Origin of the sequence: Halobacterium sp. KA-4 (assembly GCF_021028995.1) — an archaeon.
Lineage (GTDB): Archaea > Halobacteriota > Halobacteria > Halobacteriales > Halobacteriaceae > Halobacterium.
This window is the reverse complement of sequence record NZ_JAJJZG010000007.1, coordinates 109,944-126,014: the sequence shown is the minus strand read 5'-3', so window position 1 is coordinate 126,014 and position 16,071 is coordinate 109,944. Positions and strand designations below refer to the sequence as shown.

General features: G+C 70.0%; 19 protein-coding genes. 14 read left to right on the top strand and 5 right to left on the bottom strand.

The features are described 5' to 3' along the window. Positions 1-167: 167 nt before the first annotated feature. Entirely contained in the window at positions 168-617 is a 450-nt protein-coding gene (locus LPA44_RS09330; RefSeq protein ID WP_230889313.1) for an NUDIX domain-containing protein, read from the top strand. 59 nt (positions 618-676) lie between these two features. Continuing rightward, positions 677-1,567 carry a type II methionyl aminopeptidase gene (map, locus tag LPA44_RS09325; protein WP_230889312.1) on the top strand — a complete coding sequence of 297 codons (891 nt, stop codon included), beginning with the start codon at positions 677-679 and terminating at the stop codon, positions 1,565-1,567. Here map and LPA44_RS09320 read toward each other — a convergent pair. Further along, the gene (locus LPA44_RS09320; protein WP_230889311.1) at positions 1,564-1,764 is read right to left on the bottom strand and encodes a DUF7835 family putative zinc beta-ribbon protein; all 201 of its coding nucleotides are present in this window, start codon (positions 1,762-1,764) and stop codon (positions 1,564-1,566) included. The genes map and LPA44_RS09320 overlap by 4 nt on opposite strands. Positions 1,765-1,885: 121 nt before the next feature. On the opposite strand from LPA44_RS09320, the gene LPA44_RS09315 reads away from it, so the two are divergent. Both LPA44_RS09315 and LPA44_RS09310 read left to right on the top strand, forming a co-directional pair. Then, positions 1,886-2,428, top strand: a complete 543-nt coding sequence (locus LPA44_RS09315) for an HIT family protein (RefSeq protein WP_230889310.1) — start codon at positions 1,886-1,888, stop codon at positions 2,426-2,428. 40 nt (positions 2,429-2,468) lie between these two features. Further along, positions 2,469-3,362 carry a cation diffusion facilitator family transporter gene (locus LPA44_RS09310; protein ID WP_230889309.1) on the top strand — a complete coding sequence of 298 codons (894 nt, stop codon included), beginning with the start codon at positions 2,469-2,471 and terminating at the stop codon, positions 3,360-3,362. Here LPA44_RS09310 and LPA44_RS09305 read toward each other — a convergent pair whose 3' ends face one another. Next, the gene (locus LPA44_RS09305) at positions 3,363-3,635 is read right to left on the bottom strand and encodes a hypothetical protein (protein WP_230889308.1); all 273 of its coding nucleotides are present in this window, start codon (positions 3,633-3,635) and stop codon (positions 3,363-3,365) included. It lies immediately after the preceding gene. A 101-nt stretch (positions 3,636-3,736) separates the two neighbouring features. Between LPA44_RS09305 and LPA44_RS09300 the strand changes: the two genes are divergently transcribed. Together LPA44_RS09300 and LPA44_RS09295 are read left to right on the top strand one after the other, a co-directional pair. Continuing rightward, entirely contained in the window at positions 3,737-3,883 is a 147-nt protein-coding gene (locus tag LPA44_RS09300) for a hypothetical protein (protein WP_230889307.1), read from the top strand. 68 nt (positions 3,884-3,951) lie between these two features. Then, the gene (locus tag LPA44_RS09295; protein ID WP_230889306.1) at positions 3,952-4,452 is read left to right on the top strand and encodes a hypothetical protein; all 501 of its coding nucleotides are present in this window, start codon (positions 3,952-3,954) and stop codon (positions 4,450-4,452) included. A gap of 3 nt (positions 4,453-4,455) precedes the next feature. Here LPA44_RS09295 and LPA44_RS09290 read toward each other — a convergent pair whose 3' ends face one another. Beyond that, the gene (locus LPA44_RS09290) at positions 4,456-5,709 is read right to left on the bottom strand and encodes a tRNA (N(6)-L-threonylcarbamoyladenosine(37)-C(2))-methylthiotransferase (RefSeq protein ID WP_230889343.1); all 1,254 of its coding nucleotides are present in this window, start codon (positions 5,707-5,709) and stop codon (positions 4,456-4,458) included. A 73-nt stretch (positions 5,710-5,782) separates the two neighbouring features. Beyond that, a complete protein-coding gene (deoC, locus tag LPA44_RS09285; protein WP_230889305.1) occupies positions 5,783-6,421 on the bottom strand; it encodes a deoxyribose-phosphate aldolase in 639 nt (212 codons plus the stop codon). A gap of 79 nt (positions 6,422-6,500) precedes the next feature. Between deoC and LPA44_RS09280 the strand changes: the two genes are divergently transcribed. Genes LPA44_RS09280 through LPA44_RS09255 form a run of 6 tightly spaced genes read left to right on the top strand, consistent with a single transcriptional unit; the run spans position 6,501 to position 12,445 of the window. Continuing rightward, the gene (locus tag LPA44_RS09280) at positions 6,501-7,445 is read left to right on the top strand and encodes a ribose 1,5-bisphosphate isomerase (RefSeq protein ID WP_230889304.1); all 945 of its coding nucleotides are present in this window, start codon (positions 6,501-6,503) and stop codon (positions 7,443-7,445) included. 34 nt (positions 7,446-7,479) lie between these two features. Then, a complete protein-coding gene (locus LPA44_RS09275) occupies positions 7,480-8,298 on the top strand; it encodes a DUF63 family protein (RefSeq protein ID WP_230889303.1) in 819 nt (272 codons plus the stop codon). Positions 8,299-8,321: 23 nt separating this feature from the next. Continuing rightward, a complete protein-coding gene (locus tag LPA44_RS09270; protein ID WP_230889302.1) occupies positions 8,322-9,212 on the top strand; it encodes a carbohydrate kinase family protein in 891 nt (296 codons plus the stop codon). A 36-nt stretch (positions 9,213-9,248) separates the two neighbouring features. After that, positions 9,249-10,184: a WD40/YVTN/BNR-like repeat-containing protein gene (locus LPA44_RS09265; RefSeq protein WP_230889301.1), complete on the top strand. Its 936-nt coding sequence runs from the start codon at positions 9,249-9,251 to the stop codon at positions 10,182-10,184. A gap of 44 nt (positions 10,185-10,228) precedes the next feature. Further along, positions 10,229-10,957: a nucleoside phosphorylase gene (locus LPA44_RS09260; protein WP_230889300.1), complete on the top strand. Its 729-nt coding sequence runs from the start codon at positions 10,229-10,231 to the stop codon at positions 10,955-10,957. 45 nt (positions 10,958-11,002) lie between these two features. After that, positions 11,003-12,445, top strand: a complete 1,443-nt coding sequence (locus LPA44_RS09255) for an HPP family protein (protein ID WP_230889299.1) — start codon at positions 11,003-11,005, stop codon at positions 12,443-12,445. Here the strand turns inward: LPA44_RS09255 and LPA44_RS09250 are convergent, their stop codons facing one another. Next, the gene (locus LPA44_RS09250; RefSeq protein ID WP_230889298.1) at positions 12,446-13,609 is read right to left on the bottom strand and encodes an NAD-binding protein; all 1,164 of its coding nucleotides are present in this window, start codon (positions 13,607-13,609) and stop codon (positions 12,446-12,448) included. An 82-nt stretch (positions 13,610-13,691) separates the two neighbouring features. Here LPA44_RS09250 and LPA44_RS09245 point away from each other — a divergent pair, with 82 nt between their 5' ends. Beyond that, positions 13,692-14,909, top strand: coding sequence for a potassium channel family protein (locus tag LPA44_RS09245; RefSeq protein WP_230889297.1), 1,218 nt, complete (start codon positions 13,692-13,694; stop codon positions 14,907-14,909). Further along, positions 14,909-16,060 (top strand): TrkA C-terminal domain-containing protein, encoded by a 1,152-nt coding sequence (locus LPA44_RS09240; protein WP_230889296.1) that lies wholly within the window; start codon positions 14,909-14,911, stop codon positions 16,058-16,060. The genes LPA44_RS09245 and LPA44_RS09240 overlap by 1 nt, the downstream gene beginning before the upstream one ends. Positions 16,061-16,071: the final 11 nt, after the last annotated feature.

The following is a 16,071-nucleotide window of genomic DNA, read 5'->3' as shown; positions in this document are numbered from 1 at the left end:
CACAGCGTCCTTTACCTCTCGCGTCGTACGCGATTGCCACGCTGGCGCGCCGCCAGCACTTCACCATCCCCCTCCGCCCCACGTACGACGGCTTCTCGAAAACGTGTCTGCTGGACCCCGAGCAGTGCCGCGAGCGCACGGACGTGTTGTTCCGCGAGGAGACCGAGGTGGTCGACGACCGCGGCGCGTTCAACGGCCACGAGACGTGGGCGGGGACGGCTGCGGTCGCGGTGCTGAACGACGACGGCGACGTATTACTCGTGAACGGCCCGGAGGGGTGGCGACTACCTGCGAGTCCGGTGAAGGCGGGCGACGACTGGGCGGCAGTGGCGCGGCGCTGGGTCGCCCAGAAGACCGGGCTGGCGGTCAACCTCGATCGCGTGGAGCGTGTCCAGCGGACGAGTTACCGGCTCGCGGGGTCGGCGACGCGACAGACCACGGGCTACGACGTGGTGTTCCGCGCGCGGCCGCTGAACGAGCCGACGCCGATGGACCACCTCGAAGCGAAGCGGAGCAGCGAGCGCGACGAGTGGGCCGACGACTGGTTCGCGAGCGTGCCCGAGCGCGCCGCCGACGACGCGTTCTGGGGCGACGTCGAGTGGTTCCTCGAGGAGTAATCCAGCGTCGAGCACGCAATCCCGCAACCTCTTTCCCGCGTTCGGGCCAAGACTACGGCATGGCAGACAGCGTCGAAGTCGGCTCCGAGGCGTACGAGAAGTACGTGGAAGCCGGCGACATTCTGACGGACGTGATGGAGGAGGCAGCCGACCGCGTCGAGGTCGGCGTCACGCAACTGGAGGTCGCGGAGTTCGCCGAGGAGCGCATCCGCGAACTCGGCGGCGAGCCGGCGTTCCCCGTGAACATCAGCGTCGACGAGGAGGCCAGCCACGCCGCGCCGGGCGCCGACGACGACACGGAGTTCGGCGAGGAGATGGTGTGCCTGGACGTGGGCGTGCACGTCGACGGCCACATCGCGGACGCCGCGACGACCGTCGACCTCTCCGGCAACCCCGAACTCGTGGAAGCCGCCGAGGAAGCCCTCAATGCTGCCGTCGACGCTGTGGCACCGGGCGTCCACACGGGCGAAATCGGCGCCGAAATTCAGGACGTCATCGAGGCGTACGGCTACAACCCCGTGGTCAATCTGACGGGTCACGGCGTCGACGTCTACGACGCGCACACGGGGCCGAGCGTCCCAAACCGCTCGGTCGAGTCCGGCACCGAACTGCAGGTCGGGGACGTGCTCGCCATCGAGCCGTTCGCCACCGACGGGACGGGGAAGGTCTCGGAGGGCTCGGCCACCGAAATCTACGAGGTCGTCGGCGAGGGCAGCGTCCGGGACCGCCGCGCGCGCCAACTCTTGGACGACCTCGAACAGTTCGACGGGCTCCCGTTCGCCGCGCGCTGGGTCGACGCGCCGCGCGCGGAGATGAGTCTGCGGCGGCTCGAGATGGCGGACATCGTTCGGTCGTACCCGGTACTGAAGGAGAGCGAGGGCGCGCTCGTCAGCCAAGACGAGCACACGCTCATCGTCACCGAGGACGGCTGCGAAATCACGACGAACTAGGCGTCGTTCATCCGCTTGGCCCGCACGTCGCCGCACTCGCGGCAGGTCGCTACCCGATAGGGCTCCCGGGAGAACGCCGCGTTCTGGTCGTCGGCACTCTCCGTCCGGAGTTCGACGGTGACCGTGTGCGGGGTCTCGTACCCGCAGTTCTGACACGGCTCCGTCATCGCGTCGGCCTGGGGTGTCTTGCTGGCCATCGGTACCACTCCAGTTGTCATTTTCGTCGCTACCAGTAAATAACCGACTAAAACGGTGAATGTGAACAACTAGCACACTTGGCACCGAAAAGCACCTGACGCGGGCTCCCAACTCCCGCCTATGGACCAGGTGTTCGCGCCGTGGCGCATCGAGTGGGTGGAACGCGAGGAGAAGAACGAGGACGTCGACTGCGTGTTCTGCGAGTACCCTGAGCGCGGCGACGACCGCGAGCACCTCGTCGTCGCGCGCGCCGAGCACGCGTTCGTGATGCTGAACAACTACCCGTACAGCCCCGGGCACTGCATGGTCGTCCCGCACACGCACACCGGCGACTACACCGACCTCGACGACGAGACGCTGCTCAGCCACGCGCGTCTCAAGCAGGCGACGTTCGACGCCCTCGACGACGCGTTCGGGCCGGACGGCTTCAACGCCGGTCTCAACCTCGGTGGCGGCGCGGCCGGCGGCAGCATCGACGACCACCTTCACACGCACGTTGTGCCGCGCTGGAGCGGCGACACGAACTTTATGCCTGTCATCAGTGACACGAAGGTCATCGTCGAAGCCCTCGACGAGTCCTACGACCGCCTCCACGAGGCCTTCGCCGACCATCCTGCCGCCGTCGAGACGGACTCTGGGGCGCCGCGCCTCGATTTCGACTGAATCGAAACACCGAACCACCCGGGCGGGGTAGGTCGTGTCGATGGACCGGAGACGCGCGGTCCGGCGGGTCGGCGGCGTCGTCTTCGCTGCGAACCTCGCCCTCGTCGCCGCGAAAGCCGTCGTCTGGTGGACGACCGGCAGCATCGCGGTCGGCTCCGAGGCAGTCAACAGCCTCGCGGACGTCGCGTACTCGCTGGTCGTGCTCGGCGGGCTTTACCTCACGACGCAGCCGCCGGACTTCGAGCATCCGCACGGCCACGAGCGCATCGAGCCGTTCGTCTCGCTGTTCGTCGCCGTCGGCGTGCTCGCGGCCGGTGCCGCCGTCATCTGGTCGGCGTCGACCTCCCTGTTGGCGGGGACGTACGGCCGTAGCGCCGGGCTCGCGGGCGTCGTCGTGCTCACAGGCACTGCGGTCGCGAAGTACGCGCTCTACTACTACTGTCTGGACGTCGCCGAGCGCTACCACTCGCCGGCGATTCGCGCGACCGCCCTCGACAACCGCAACGACATCCTCACCGCGGGCGCGGCGCTGGCGGGCGTCCTCGGCTCCGCCGCTGGCTACCCGATTCTGGACCCCGTGGCGGCGCTCGTGGTCGCGCTCGGCATCCTCTACACGGGCTACGAAATCGTCCGCGACAACGTCAACTACCTCGTCGGCGCCGCGCCTCCCGAGAACCTCCGCGAGGAGATTCTCGACCGCGCGCTCGCCCACCCCAAAGTGGAGGGTGCCCACGACGTCGTCGCCCACTACGTCGGCCCGGAGGTCGACGTCAGCCTCCACGTCGAGGTCGAGGGCGAGATGAGCCTCTACGAGGCCCACGACATCGAGACCGAAATCATCGAGTCGGTGCGCGAGATTCCGGAGGTCGACGACGTGTTCGTCCACGTCGACCCGAAGGAACTCGGCGAGTGGAAGGCCGCCGACACCGAGTGACTACGCCAGCGCCGCGAGTTCGCCGCAGTCCGTCCACTCGCCGCCCATCGGTCGGCGTTCGACGCGCGGCGATTCCCAGCCGCCCGGTGTTCTGACAGCGCGCACCCGGTACTGTGGGGCGTTCCGCGGCCCGGGACAGAGTTCGATGCGGACGCCAGCCTCGTCGCGCTCGATACGCGACGGCCGTCCCGCGACGCGCGTACCGTCGTCCGTCTCGACGACGACGTCGTCGCCCGGTCGCACGTCGTAGAGTTGTTCGACGAGTGCTACCATCGCTGGTCAGTTGTGACACACGTTCACAGCCACAAAGGTACTGTGGCTGTCAGGACCGTTCGGCGGGAAGTTCTATGAGGGGGTCTACCGAAGCCTCTCCCATGAGCGAGACCCGACAGCTCCAGTGTCTCGAATGCGGCCGTACAGACCCGCCGAACGGAAACTGGGAGTCCGGGACCCATCCCACGCTCGGGTCGATGACGAAGTGCCCCGAGTGCGGGAGCACGAACGTCCAGACGAAGCGGTAGTCGGCGCGCTCGCAGCACGTTCGAGAGTGCCCCGCACCGTCAAGTGGCGTCGCTGCGAGTCGACGTGTATGCCCGGACAGCCCTGGCCAGTCCTCGGCAGCACCGCCGCGACGGTCGCCGTCGCGGGCAACGCAGCGCTCGTCGCCGCGCTCGCGACCGTGCACGTGGCCGACCGGTCGCCCCGACACGCTGCCGCGCTGGTCGGCGTCCCCGTGGCTGTCGCGTCGCTGGTGCTGTGGTGGGCTGTCCGGTACTGGGCCGCGTACCCGTTCCCCGACTACGGCGGCCTACACCTGCTTGCGGCCTGGCTCGCCCTCGCGTTCGTCGTCGCCGTCGCGCAGGCCGGATTCGCCGCGTACGCGTTCGCCCGCTGGCGGCTCGTCGCCGGCCCGGTCGCGGTGTTCGCCGCCGTCGCCGCGACGTGGTACCTGTTCCTCCGCATCGGCGGCGAGACCGACATCCTGTGGGTGTGGGCACTCTTCTTCGGGCCGATACTGTCGGCCGCGACCGCGCTCACGGTCGGCATCGAGTACGCCGCGCGGCGGTCCGCGGGTGAGTTGGGCGCGTGAGAATTAGACGGGGTCGCCGAACGCGTAGACGGTCTGGTGGCCGGTGACCTCCACAGTGGCGAAGTCGCCGGGTTCCAACCCGTAGTCGGAGGCGTTCTGCACGATAATCTGGCGGTAGCTGCCGTCGTAGCACTTCACGGAGTCGCCGGTCCCCTGCTCGGTGACGAGGACCTCGCGCTCGGTGCCGACCATCGACTCGTGGGCGTCCCCGACCACGTCCATCTTGAGGTCGGTCATCGCCTTCGAGCGGTCCTTCTTCGTCTGTCCGCCGAGGCCCTTCATCTCGGCTGCGTCGGTGCCGGGGCGCTTGGAGAACCGCGTGACGTTGATTTTCTCCGGACGCGTCTCACGCAGCAGCGCCATCGACTGCTCGTGGTCGTGGTCGGTCTCCGTCGGGAAGCCGACGATGAAGTCCGTCGAGAGTGTCCACTCCTCGAGGTAGTCGTCGAACGTCTCCACGATGTCGACGTACTGCTCGACCTCGTGCTGGCGGCGCATGTCTTCGAGCACGTCGTCGCTGCCGGACTGCACGGGCGCGTGCAGGAAGTTGTAGATTTCGTCGTGCTCGGCGAACACTTCCGCGAGGTCCTCGCGGATGCCGTGGACGCCGCCGGGGTTGGCCATCCCGACGCGAACGCGGAAGTCGCCCTCGATTTCGGTGGCGATGCGCTCCAGTAGTTCGGGGAGCTTCCGTTCGCCTTTATCCCAGCCGTAGACGCCGGTGTCCTGGCCGGTGATGCGAATCTCCTTCGCGCCGGCGTGGACGAGCGCGCGCGCCTTCTCGACGTTCTCCTCGACCGGCGGGGAGTCCACGCGCCCGGTCGCCTGCTTCGTGATGCAGTACGAGCAGTTGCTCATGCAGCCGCGGGCGATGGGGAGGATGCCGATGACACCGTCCAGGATGGGTTCGGCGTCCGGCGTCGTCGTCGGGCACTCGCCGTTCGTCACGGCCTCCGGCACGTCGTCCCAGTGTAGGACCTGAGCGTCGACCTCCGCGTCGGCGAACTCTTCGCCCTGCGCGAGCGCCATGCAGCCGGTGACGATGAGGTCGGCCGTCTCGTCTTCGAGTTCCTCGGCCCGCCGGAGCATGTTGCGCTCCGTCTTCTCGACCACCGTACAGGTGTTGAGGATGGCGACGTCCGCCTCGTCGGCCCCCTCGACCTTGTGGTGGCCGGCGTCGCGGAGGCGTCGCTCGATTTCGCGGCTCTCGCCGCGGTTCGAGGTACACCCGTACGTCTCGATGTGGTACTGGGCCATGCGTTGACTCAATCGTTGGCCGTCCGCGGCCAAAAGTACGACGATAGCCGGCGACGCTCCCGGCGAGGACTGCCTACTCGTCGAACGTCTCCACGATGTTCACGCCGGAACTCGCGCCGATGCGCTCGGCGCCCGCGTCGAACATCGCCTGCGCGTCCTCGTAGTCGCCGACGCCGCCGCTGGCCTTCACGGGGAGGTACTCGCTCATCAGTTCGACATCCGGCACGGTCGCGCCACCGTCGGAGAACCCGGTCGCAGTCTTCACCATGTCCGCGCCCGCGGCTTTCGCGGCCCGGCACGCGTCGTGTTTCTCCTCGTCGTCGAGCAGCGGCGTCTCGATAATGACCTTCACGGGCAGCGGCGTGGCGTCCACGACCGCTTCGAGGTCCTCGCGAACGGCGTCCAGTTCGCCGGCCTTCAGGCGGCCGACGTTCGTCACGACGTCGAGTTCGTCCGCGCCGTCGGCGTGCGCGATGCGGGCCTCGCTGACCTTCGCTGCCGTGGCGTGCTGGCCGTGCGGGAACCCGACGACGGTGGCGACGGTGAGGTCGTCGGGCGCGTAACTCCGCACGTCGGCGACGTAACACGGCGGGATGCAGACGTTCATCCCGTACTCGGTAGCCTCCTCGACGACGCGCTCGACGTCCGCTGGCGTCGTCACGGGGCCGAGCACGGTGTGGTCGATGCGCGCGGCGAGCTCCTCGCGGTTCATACCCGAGGCGAGGTGGGGCCACGTGAAAAGTCGGCCGGTGGACGCCAACCCCTTTTACCCGCGGCACGAACCGAGGGGCATGCTCGCACCGGAGGTCGAGACTACCGCCGAGGACATCGCGGAGATGGAAGTCAGGGGTGCGGCGACCATCGCGCGCGCCGCCGCGGAGGCGCTGGAAGCGCAGGCTCGCGACAGCGACGCCGACACGCCCGCGGGCTTCCGCGAGGAACTCCGGGCGGCCGCGCGCCGCCTGCGGAACACCCGCCCGACCGCGGTCAGCCTGCCGAACGCGCTCCGCTACGTGCTCAACGAGGTCGACGGCGACTCCGTGGCGGCCCTCCGCGCGTCCACTATCGAGGCGACCGAGCGCTTCCGCGACCAGTTGGACCGCGCGCAGGACGACCTCGGCGCAATCGGCGCGAACCGCCTGCGGGACGGCGACACCATCATGACGCACTGCCACTCGACGGACGCGCTGGCGTGCGTCGAAGCCGCCCTCGACGACGGCAAGGAAATCGAGGCCGTCGTCAAGGAGACACGCCCGCGCAAGCAGGGCCACATCACCGCGAAACAGCTCCGCGAGTGGGACGTCCCGGTGACGATGGTCGTAGACAATGCCGCGCGGCGCTACCTCGACGACGTCGACCACGTGCTCGTGGGCGCGGACTCCATTGCCGCCGACGGCTCCGTCGTCAACAAAATCGGGACCAGCATGCTCGCCGTCTCTGCCCGCGAGCGCGGCGTCCCCGTGATGGTCGCCGCGCAGACGCTCAAACTCCACCCGGACACGCTCACCGGCCACACCGTCGAAATCGAGATGCGCGACGAGACCGAGGTCCTCGGCGACGAGGAGCGCGCGGAGATGGGGAATCCGGACGTGGAGAACCCCGCCTTCGACGTGACGCCGCCGCGCTACGTCGACGCCATCGTCACCGAGCGCGGCCAGTTCCCCCCGGAGAGCGTCGTCACGCTGATGCGGGAACTGTACGGCGAGGGCACCAGCGAGCCCTGGGCGGAGGAATAACAAGGTTTTCACGCGGCGCGTCCACCCTCTCGGTATGGTCCTGCCTTCCGGGTTCGCGCTCCCGTCGCTCCCGTACCTCGCGGTCGTCGCCGCCGCCGTGCTCGCGGTCGGGTGGCTGCTCGTCCGCGAAGCGCCGCCCGTCACCGACCGCACGGTCCTCGCGTTCGCCCCGTGGATGGTGCTCGGGTCGACGCTGTACGTCTGTTTCCAACTCGACCTCTACCCCAGCACGGTCGCGCCCTTCTTCGGCTCCCCGACCGTCTACGCGACCACGTTCGCCGTCGCGGGCGCGACGTGGCTCGCCGCGCGGCGCACCGCTCGTCCACTACTCGCCACCGCAGCCGTCGGCGGCGTGCTCGCTGTCTTCCCCACCGCTGCCGCCGTCGGCTACGGCCTCGCGCACGACACGCTGACGCTGGCGTGGCCCCTCGCCGCCGTCGTCGCCGCTGCCGTCATCGGGCACGTCGCGTGGTGGGCCGTCGAGCAACTGCGACCGGACGACGTCGCCGCCGTCGGCGCCGCGGGCGCGCTCGCCGTCTTCGCACACGTCCTCGACGGCACCTCCACCGCGGTCGGCGTGGACGTGCTCGGATTCGGCGAGCAGACGCCGCTCTCCGCCGCTATCATGCACGCCGCCGCCGAACTCCCCACTGCCTCCATCATCGGCGTCGGCTGGCTGTTCGTCCTCGTGAAGACCGCGCTCGGCGCCGCGGTCGTCCTCCTGCTCGCCGAGTACGTCCGCGAGGACCCCGTCGAAGGGAGCCTTCTGCTCGCCGTCGTCGCCGCGGTCGGCCTCGGTCCGGGCGCGCACAACGTCCTCCTGTTCGTCGCCGCGAATCCCGCAGGGTTTTAGCGCGACCGACCCAACCGCCGGCCATGGTTCGTGTCGTCGCCGCCGGTCACGTCAACTGGGACGTCACGCTCCGCGTCGACGCCCTCCCCGAGCCCGACGGCGAAGCCCGCATCGTCTCCCAGCGCCGCTCCGGGGGCGGCAGTGCGGCCAACGCGGCGGTCGCGCTCGCGGGCTTCGACGTCGACACCGGGCTCGTCGGGAGCGTCGGCGACGACGAGAACGGGCTGCTCGCGCGCCGGGAGCTCGACCGCGTCGGCGTCGACCTCGACGGCCTCCGCGTCGTCGAGGACGCCGAGACCAGCGTGAAGTACCTCGTCGTGGACGGCGACGGTGAGGTGATGGTGCTCGGCAACGACGGCGCCAACGAAGCCGTCGCGCCCGCGGACGTCGACGCCGACTACGTCCGGGCTGCCGACCACGTCCACCTCACCAGCCAGCGCCCCGAGACCGCCACGCGCATCGCCGAACTCGCCACCGAAGCCGGCGCCACGGTCTCGTTCGACCCCGGCCGCCGCCTCGACGAGCGCGACTACGCGGCGACCATCGAGCGCTGCGACGTCCTCTTCGTCAATGACCGCGAAGCCCTCGAAATTCTGGAGGAGGACGCCACGTACGCCGAATCGGAGGTCGGCGACCGCGTCGTCGTCGTGAAACACGGCGCGGAGGGCGCGACCGTCCACACGCCCGCGGGCTCGTTCGAACACCCCGGCTTCGACGTCGAACCCGTGGACACGACGGGTGCTGGCGACGCCTTCGCCGCCGGCTTCATCGCCGTCCTCCTCGACCATCCCGACGACTACGAGCGCGCGCTGGAGTTCGCGAACGCCTGCGGCGCGCTCGCCGCCCAGGCCGAAGGTGCGCGCACCGCGCCGACGTACCCGGAAGTCGAGGCGTTCCTCGACCAGCAGTTCTGACTGACGTTTAGGTAGGTGGCGCTCGTAGTACGGCATATGCGACTCCTCGCGGCGTTCCCCGACCGCGTGCTCTCGTTCGACGACGGCAGCCTCCAGACCGTTTTCTCCGGCGACGTGCAGTGTCTCGACGCCGGCCCATTCGGCGTCTACTGCGGAACCAGCGACGGCGTCTACCGCCAGTCCGACACCGACACCGAGGAGTGGACGTGCGTCGCGGCCGTCGGCGACGTGACCGCGGTCGCCGTCCACGAGTCGGGCGTCTGGGCGGGAACCGAGCCGAGCGCAGTCTACCACGCGCCCGGCGGCGAGACGTTCACCGAGCGAGAGGGGCTCACCGACCTGCCGTCCAGCGACGACTGGGCGTTCCCGCCACGTCCCTCCACGCACCACGTCCGTTGGCTCGAACCCACGCCCGAACGGCTCTACGTCGCCGTCGAAGCCAGTGCGCTCGTGCGGTCTCCGGACGGCGGCGAGACGTGGCAGGACCGAGTTCCGTCGGGTCCGTACGACACGCACTCGATGGCAACCCACGACGACCGCCCGGACCTCGCGTATTCGGCCGCCGGCGACGGCTTCTACGTCACCGAGGACGGCGGCGACTCCTGGCGCACCGTGGAAGCGGGTTTGGACCGCTCGTACTGCTGGAGCGTCGTTTGCGACCCCGCCAACCCCGAGCGCGTGCTCGTCTCCGCCGCGAACGGCCCGCGCAGCGCCCACGACGCCGGGACCGCCAGCAGCGCGGTCTTCCGGAAGGACGGCGCAGATGCTGATTGGAAGCGCAGTGAGGACTTGCCCGGTCCGAACGGGCTGCTCGCGTCCGTGCTCGTGGCGACTGGGCCCGGGGAAGCCGTCGTTGCGACGAACCGCGGGTTCTTCCGGACCGACGACTGGGGCGCGTCGTGGACCCGCATCGACGCGGAGTGGCCTGCTGCGCTCGAATCCGAGCGCCCGCGCGGGCTGGTCGCGCGCTGACCGCAATCCCCGCTCTTTTTCTCCGCGAGCGTCGAATCGCTGGCATGGCCAAACAGCCCCACCTGCTAGTCGAGGAAGGCGACGTCCACGACATCGCGTTGCTGCCCGGCGACCCGGGCCGCGTCGACCGCATCGCCAGCCACTGCGACGACAGCGAGGTCGTCGCTGAGAACCGCGAGTACAAGGTCGTCAACGCCACCTACGACGGCGTCGACCTCACCATCTCCTCGACCGGCATCGGCTGTCCCTCGGCAGCCATCGCCGTCGAGGAACTCTCGCGCGTGGGCGTGGAGACGTTCCTCCGCGTCGGCACCATCGGCGCGCTCCAGGCGGACATCGAGGTCGGCGACATGATCGTTGCGACCGGCGCCGCCAAGGAGGAGGGCACGAGCAAGCGCTACGAGTCCGCCGTCTACCCAGCCGTCCCGGACTACGACGTGCTCACGAGCGTCGTCGACTCCGCCGAAGCCAACGATGAGAAGGTGCACGTCGGCCCTATCGTCAGCGACGACGCGTTCTACAACGAGGACGAGGACTTCGTCGACGACTGGAACGACGCCGGCCTGCTCGCCGTCGAGATGGAGGCCGCGACCGTCTTCTCGCTGGCGCGCCGCAAGGGCCTCGCCGCGGGCGCTATCTGCACGGTCGACGGCAACCTCGTCGCGGGCACGCAGAAGGGCGCGGACAGCGACGACGAACTCCCCGAGAAGGCGAAGAACAACGTCGCGCGCGCCATCGACATCTCGCTGGACGCCGTGACGCGACTCGCGTAGGCACAGCCGAAACACCCAACTGCCGGGCTCGCCGACTGCGTGCACATGTTCTCGGAGTTGCGGCGGCGGCTCGCGGCGGCCCGGCAGCGCGCCGCGCGCATCGAGCGCCGCGAACTCCGCTCGTTCCGGAAGTGGCTGGAGACGACGAGCAACCTCCTCCACGTCTCCGTGCTGCTGTTCGTGCCGCTACTCGTCGGGCTCGTGACGCTGCTCTCGGAGACGGTCGACGTGGTCTCGTTCCTCCTGTTCCCGCCGCTTGCGTCGGGGACGTATACGCTGTTCGCCGAGCCCGAGGGCCGCTACTCGAACCCACGGACGTTTGTCGGCGGGCTGACTGTCGGCGCGCTCTGCGGGTGGGGCGCCGTCGAACTCACCGCGCTCGCGTACGGCGTCCCGACCTCTGCGGTCGGGCTCGACGCGGGCGCGGCCGCGCTCGGCGTGTTCCTCACGGCCGCTGTGACGTGGGCACTGGACCTCGAACTCCCGACTGCGTTCTCGACGGCGTTGCTCGTGCTCGTCACGGGCACCGCGCAGTTCGCGTACGTCGTCGCCGTCGCGTTGTCGGCGTCGCTGGTCGCGGTCGTGTTCGTGCTGTGGCGCCGCGAGTTCTACGAGGAGCGCGCCCGCTACCTCTACCGGACGACGGAGGCCGACGACCATGTCGTCGTGCCGATGCGCGGGGAGACTGCCGAGCAGACCGCGATGCTGGGTGCGCGCATCGCGGCCGCCCACGACGCCGGGAAGGTCGTGCTGCTGGACGTCGTCGACGACGAGGAAATCGCGGCCGCCGAGCGCGAGTGCATCGGCGGCGAGGGCGCGGACTACGTCGAGGACGCCGAGTCCACCGGCGAGGAGCGGGCCGCCGACGCTGCCGCGCGCGAACTCGAACAGCAGGCCGCGCGCATCGAGACGAGCGTCGGCGTCCCCTGCGACGTGGCGGTCGCGGTCGCGAACGGCAACCCCGCGGGGACAGTGCTCTCGACCGCCGACGAGGCGAACTGCGACCTCGTCGTCACGCCCTTCGAGTGCGACGAGGACGGCGCACTGACGCCGTTCCTGCGGACGCTGTTCGGGAGCGGCGTGGACGTCGTCGCGCTCCAGTCGACCGGCGAGCGCACACGCTGGAAGCGCATCATGGTTCCCGTGCGCAGCGCCTCCGACGTCGCGCACGCGATGCTGGACTACGCCGAGCGCCTCGCCGGCCGGAACGGCTCTATCAGCGTCTGTTCGTGCATCGACACCGAGCGCGAGCGCCGCCGCACCGAGTCGATGCTCGCGAACCTCACGGAGACCGTGGGCACGCGCTGTGAGACGCGCGTCTCGCGGTCGTCAATCGAGGAGTTCGTCGAGCGCAACGACGCCCACTACGACCTCGTCTTCCTCGGCGCGAGCACCGACCGCTCGGCCGCCTCGAAGTTCTTCTCGCGGCCGACCTACGAGCGCGTCCGCGACCTCGAGACGGACATCGCGGTCGTCCACACCGCCTGACTACACTTCGTCGACGACGTCGGCGGCGTCCTGCTCGGCCTGGTCGTCGCCGAGCGCGGAGCGGGCCAGCAGCCGACCGCCGATGACCATCGGGCTGATAACGGTGTTCGCGCCCGCGCGGCGGAGTTTCGGCTCGTTCTCCTGCTCGGTGGCGGCGGCGACCACGCGAACGTCGGGGAACGCCTCGGTGACGGTGAGAATCGCGAGCGCGTCCTCGCCGTCGTCGTTGGTCGCCGCGACGACCGCTCGGGCGCGCTCGACGCCCGCCCGTTCGAGGACTTTCTCGTCGGCGGGGTCGCCGGCGAGGACATCGATGTCGCGGTCGCGGAGTTCCGAGGTGTCGGTGCCGCCGCGGGCCACCACGAGGAACTGGCGGCCGCTGGCGGCGAGTTCGGTCAGAATCGGTTCCGTCAGGTCGCCGTAGCCCGCGACGACCACGTGGCCGTCGAGGGACTCTAGGTCGCTCTGTGTCATGCGTCCGAGGGCGCTCGCGAACCGGGCTTCGAGGGCGGGGCCGAGAAGCGCGCCGAGCGCGACGGCGAAACTCGCGGTGCCGAGCACGAGCACGGACAGCGAGAACAGCCGCGCCTCCTGCGTGGTCGGGGTGAGGTCGCCGTAGCCCACGGTGCTGGAGGTGACGAGCGTGTAGTAGAACGCGTCCAGCATCGTGTTCACGCCCGTGAACCCGCGCTCGCCGCGGAGCGCGTACGTGCCGATGGTGCCGTACGCCTGCACGCCGGCGAGCGCGCCGCCCGCTGCCAACTGGCTGGTGGACAGCGAAATCGGCTCGTCGAAGCGGCTGCGCGCGACGGCGAGCACGGGGAACGCGACAATCGACAACACGACCAGCGGCACCGAGTACGGCGTCGCCTGCACGAGCCCCTGGCCAGCGGTGACCGGGAGCAACACCATCGTCGAGTACCACGCCACCCGGAGGCCGCGGCGCAGGCCGAACGCGCTCATCACCATCAAGAAGCCGGTGAGTGAGCCGGTGAACCCGGCGGTCTGGCTGATTGCGGGCGGAATGTGCTGGGCGAACGGCCCGAAGTTCGCGGTCGGATTGACGATGCCGAGGATGCCGACGCCGACCGACAGCGCGGCGACTGCGAGGGTCAACGCGACCGCGACCCGTCCAGTCACTCGCTTCACGCCCGGTACGTCCATGTCACCACGGGCGTGGTCGCCCGTCTTAAACACGGCGGCACGCGTCGGTAGCGTTTTGTCCCGGGCGCGAGTGCTCGGTCGTATGACTTCCACTCCCGTGCAAGCGCTGCACGGCATCTATCTCGGACTGCTGGCTGGCGTGATTCCGGCGCTGGTGTCGTTCGGGTTCGGCTTCCTCTTCCGGTACGTCACCGGGCTCTCCGTGCCCGCGTTCGGTGTCGTGGTGCTGGGCGTCGCGCTCGCGGGGGTCAACGGCGGTTTCCTCGCGTTCGCGGACCCGACAATCACGCAGGCGGCGAATTCGACGACGCTGGTGGTGGCGCTGCTGGTCGTCGCGATGTTGACGTTCTACACGCACTCGGTCGGCGACAAGATGGGCGCGTCGCTGCCGCGTCGGCTCAGCCTGAAGTCGCTGCGCGAGCGCACGCTCCACACCGACGCCATCGAATTCGTCGGCGGCCGCAACGAGGTCACGGTGAGCGTCGTCGGCGGCGTCCGCGACCTCGAAGGCTACCCGCCGCTGCCGGAGTCGCTGCGTACGTCGATTCACGACGCGGAGTGGCGCTTCCCCGCCGACCTCCCGCTCTCGGAGTTGGAGACGCGGTTCGTCGACCGCCTGCGGTCGGACTTCGACGTCGAGGAAGCGACTGTCACTGTCGACGAGCACGGTCGCGCGACCGTCGCCGCAGCGCCGCCCGCCGCGGGCGTCTCTAAGCGCACGCCGGTCGGAAAGCGCGCGGTGTCGGTGCCCGCGCTCGTCCCCACGGGCATCGCGCGCGGCGACGATGTCTCGGTGCTGGCTGGCGAGGAGCGCGTTGACGGCACCGTCGTCTCCGCGAAATCCGGCACGAAACCCGCGACGGAACCGACCGCGCCCGCGGCCGAGGAAGCGGAGGAGGCCGAACCCGCGGCGACGCCCGCGCCGACGACGACTGGTGGCGAGGGCCGCGTCACCGTCGCCGTGCAACGGCCGGAGGCGGAGTCCCTACTCGCCGCCGACCGAACGCGCATCGTCGTGCGCGCCCGTGGTACCCGCCGCGAGTACGAACTCCTCGGACTGTTGCGCCGGGGCGGCCAGCGCGTCCGTCGGCTCACGCTCCGCGCGGACGCCCCCGTCGTCGGAACCACGCTCGGCGAGGCGAACGTCCGAGAGACGTACGGTATCACAGTGCTGGCGGTCCGCCACGACGGCTCGTGGACGGTCGCTCCGAACGGCGACGTCGCGCTGTCGGCCGGCGACGAACTGTTCGTCGCCGGGCCGCGCCGTGAACTCGACGCCTTCGAGGAGGTGGCGAAGTGATGCCGGTGTCGACGACCGAAATTGCGCAGGGCGGCGGCGTCATCCTCGCTGCCGGCGTCTCTGTCGCCGTGCTCGCGGCCGCGTTCCGGTGGTACTTCCGGCAGGAACTCCCGTCCGGCGTGGCGCTGCTCGTGAACGTCTCCGTGGTCGCGTTCTACCTCAACACGCGGGTCGCGCTCGGGCAGGCCATCGCCGGTCGGACGGACGTGCTCTCCCTCGAAGCGGTCGTGTTCAACCTCGCCGTGTTCGGCGCTGCGGTGCTCGTCGCGCCCGCCGCGCGCCGCGGCGGCGACCGTGTCGGCATCCAGATTCTGGCCGCGACCGGCGTCCGCGAGCTCGAAGGCGACGTCGGCCGGCTTGTGAAAGCAGTGGGGCGTGCGGTCGCGGTCGAACTCCCCGAGGAAATCGAGGACATCGAGGGGTACGACCCGGTCGCCGACAACGTCAAAGCCGAGCTGTCGGGGAAGACCCTCATCTTCCCGCGCCGGCTCACCGTCGAGGAGCTCCGCGAGCGCGTCGTCACGCGGCTGAAAGACGACTACGAGGTGGGCTACGTCGACGTCGAACTCGCTGACGACGGCACCGCGACCTACCTCGCGCTCGGGAGCCGCACCGCCGGCATCGGCCCGACGCTCCCACCCGGAACTGCGGCCGTCGGCGTGCACGCGGACCCGCCGAACGCAGCCGGTCCTGGCGACCTCGTGCAGGTGTGGCAGCCGAGCACGAAAGACCAGACCGCCGAGCGCGTCGCCACCGCTGAGATTCGTGCGACCCGCGAGGACACCGTGACGCTGTCGCTGGACGAGTACGACGCTCGCAAGCTCGCGGGCGGCGACTACCGACTGCTCACGCTGCCGTACGAGCCGGGCGCGGACCGCCAATTCGCGTCCCTGCTGCGGGCCGCCGACGAGACGATGGTCGTCGTCACCGTCGAAGCCGACAGTAGCCTCGACGGCGCGACCGTCGCGACAGTGGATGGAACCGTCGTCGCGGTCCGCAGCGAAGCGGGCGTCTCCGCCATCCCGAGCGCGTCACGGACGCTCACCGCCGGCGACACGCTCTACGTGGTCGCGCGGCCGGACGTCGCGCGCCGCGTCGACGCCGCCGCAGCCGTGGCCGAGGAACCGGCCGAGGAGTCGCCGAGCCAGTAGCTCGTTGCACG

What these genes read in the sequence shown, in the direction of transcription:
- map (WP_230889312.1), top strand. Translation starts at nt 677, where the DNA reads ATGGCAGACAGCGTCGAAGTCGGCTCCGAGGCGTACGAGAAGTACGTG.
- LPA44_RS09320 (WP_230889311.1), bottom strand. Translation starts at nt 1,764, where the DNA reads ATGGCCAGCAAGACACCCCAGGCCGACGCGATGACGGAGCCGTGTCAG.
- LPA44_RS09315 (WP_230889310.1), top strand. Translation starts at nt 1,886, where the DNA reads ATGGACCAGGTGTTCGCGCCGTGGCGCATCGAGTGGGTGGAACGCGAG.
- LPA44_RS09310 (WP_230889309.1), top strand. Translation starts at nt 2,469, where the DNA reads ATGGACCGGAGACGCGCGGTCCGGCGGGTCGGCGGCGTCGTCTTCGCT.
- LPA44_RS09305 (WP_230889308.1), bottom strand. Translation starts at nt 3,635, where the DNA reads ATGGTAGCACTCGTCGAACAACTCTACGACGTGCGACCGGGCGACGAC.
- LPA44_RS09300 (WP_230889307.1), top strand. Translation starts at nt 3,737, where the DNA reads ATGAGCGAGACCCGACAGCTCCAGTGTCTCGAATGCGGCCGTACAGAC.
- LPA44_RS09295 (WP_230889306.1), top strand. Translation starts at nt 3,952, where the DNA reads ATGCCCGGACAGCCCTGGCCAGTCCTCGGCAGCACCGCCGCGACGGTC.
- LPA44_RS09290 (WP_230889343.1), bottom strand. Translation starts at nt 5,709, where the DNA reads ATGGCCCAGTACCACATCGAGACGTACGGGTGTACCTCGAACCGCGGC.
- deoC (WP_230889305.1), bottom strand. Translation starts at nt 6,421, where the DNA reads ATGAACCGCGAGGAGCTCGCCGCGCGCATCGACCACACCGTGCTCGGC.
- LPA44_RS09280 (WP_230889304.1), top strand. Translation starts at nt 6,501, where the DNA reads ATGCTCGCACCGGAGGTCGAGACTACCGCCGAGGACATCGCGGAGATG.
- LPA44_RS09275 (WP_230889303.1), top strand. Translation starts at nt 7,480, where the DNA reads ATGGTCCTGCCTTCCGGGTTCGCGCTCCCGTCGCTCCCGTACCTCGCG.
- LPA44_RS09270 (WP_230889302.1), top strand. Translation starts at nt 8,322, where the DNA reads ATGGTTCGTGTCGTCGCCGCCGGTCACGTCAACTGGGACGTCACGCTC.
- LPA44_RS09265 (WP_230889301.1), top strand. Translation starts at nt 9,249, where the DNA reads ATGCGACTCCTCGCGGCGTTCCCCGACCGCGTGCTCTCGTTCGACGAC.
- LPA44_RS09260 (WP_230889300.1), top strand. Translation starts at nt 10,229, where the DNA reads ATGGCCAAACAGCCCCACCTGCTAGTCGAGGAAGGCGACGTCCACGAC.
- LPA44_RS09255 (WP_230889299.1), top strand. Translation starts at nt 11,003, where the DNA reads ATGTTCTCGGAGTTGCGGCGGCGGCTCGCGGCGGCCCGGCAGCGCGCC.
- LPA44_RS09250 (WP_230889298.1), bottom strand. Translation starts at nt 13,609, where the DNA reads ATGGACGTACCGGGCGTGAAGCGAGTGACTGGACGGGTCGCGGTCGCG.
- LPA44_RS09245 (WP_230889297.1), top strand. Translation starts at nt 13,692, where the DNA reads ATGACTTCCACTCCCGTGCAAGCGCTGCACGGCATCTATCTCGGACTG.
- LPA44_RS09240 (WP_230889296.1), top strand. Translation starts at nt 14,909, where the DNA reads ATGCCGGTGTCGACGACCGAAATTGCGCAGGGCGGCGGCGTCATCCTC.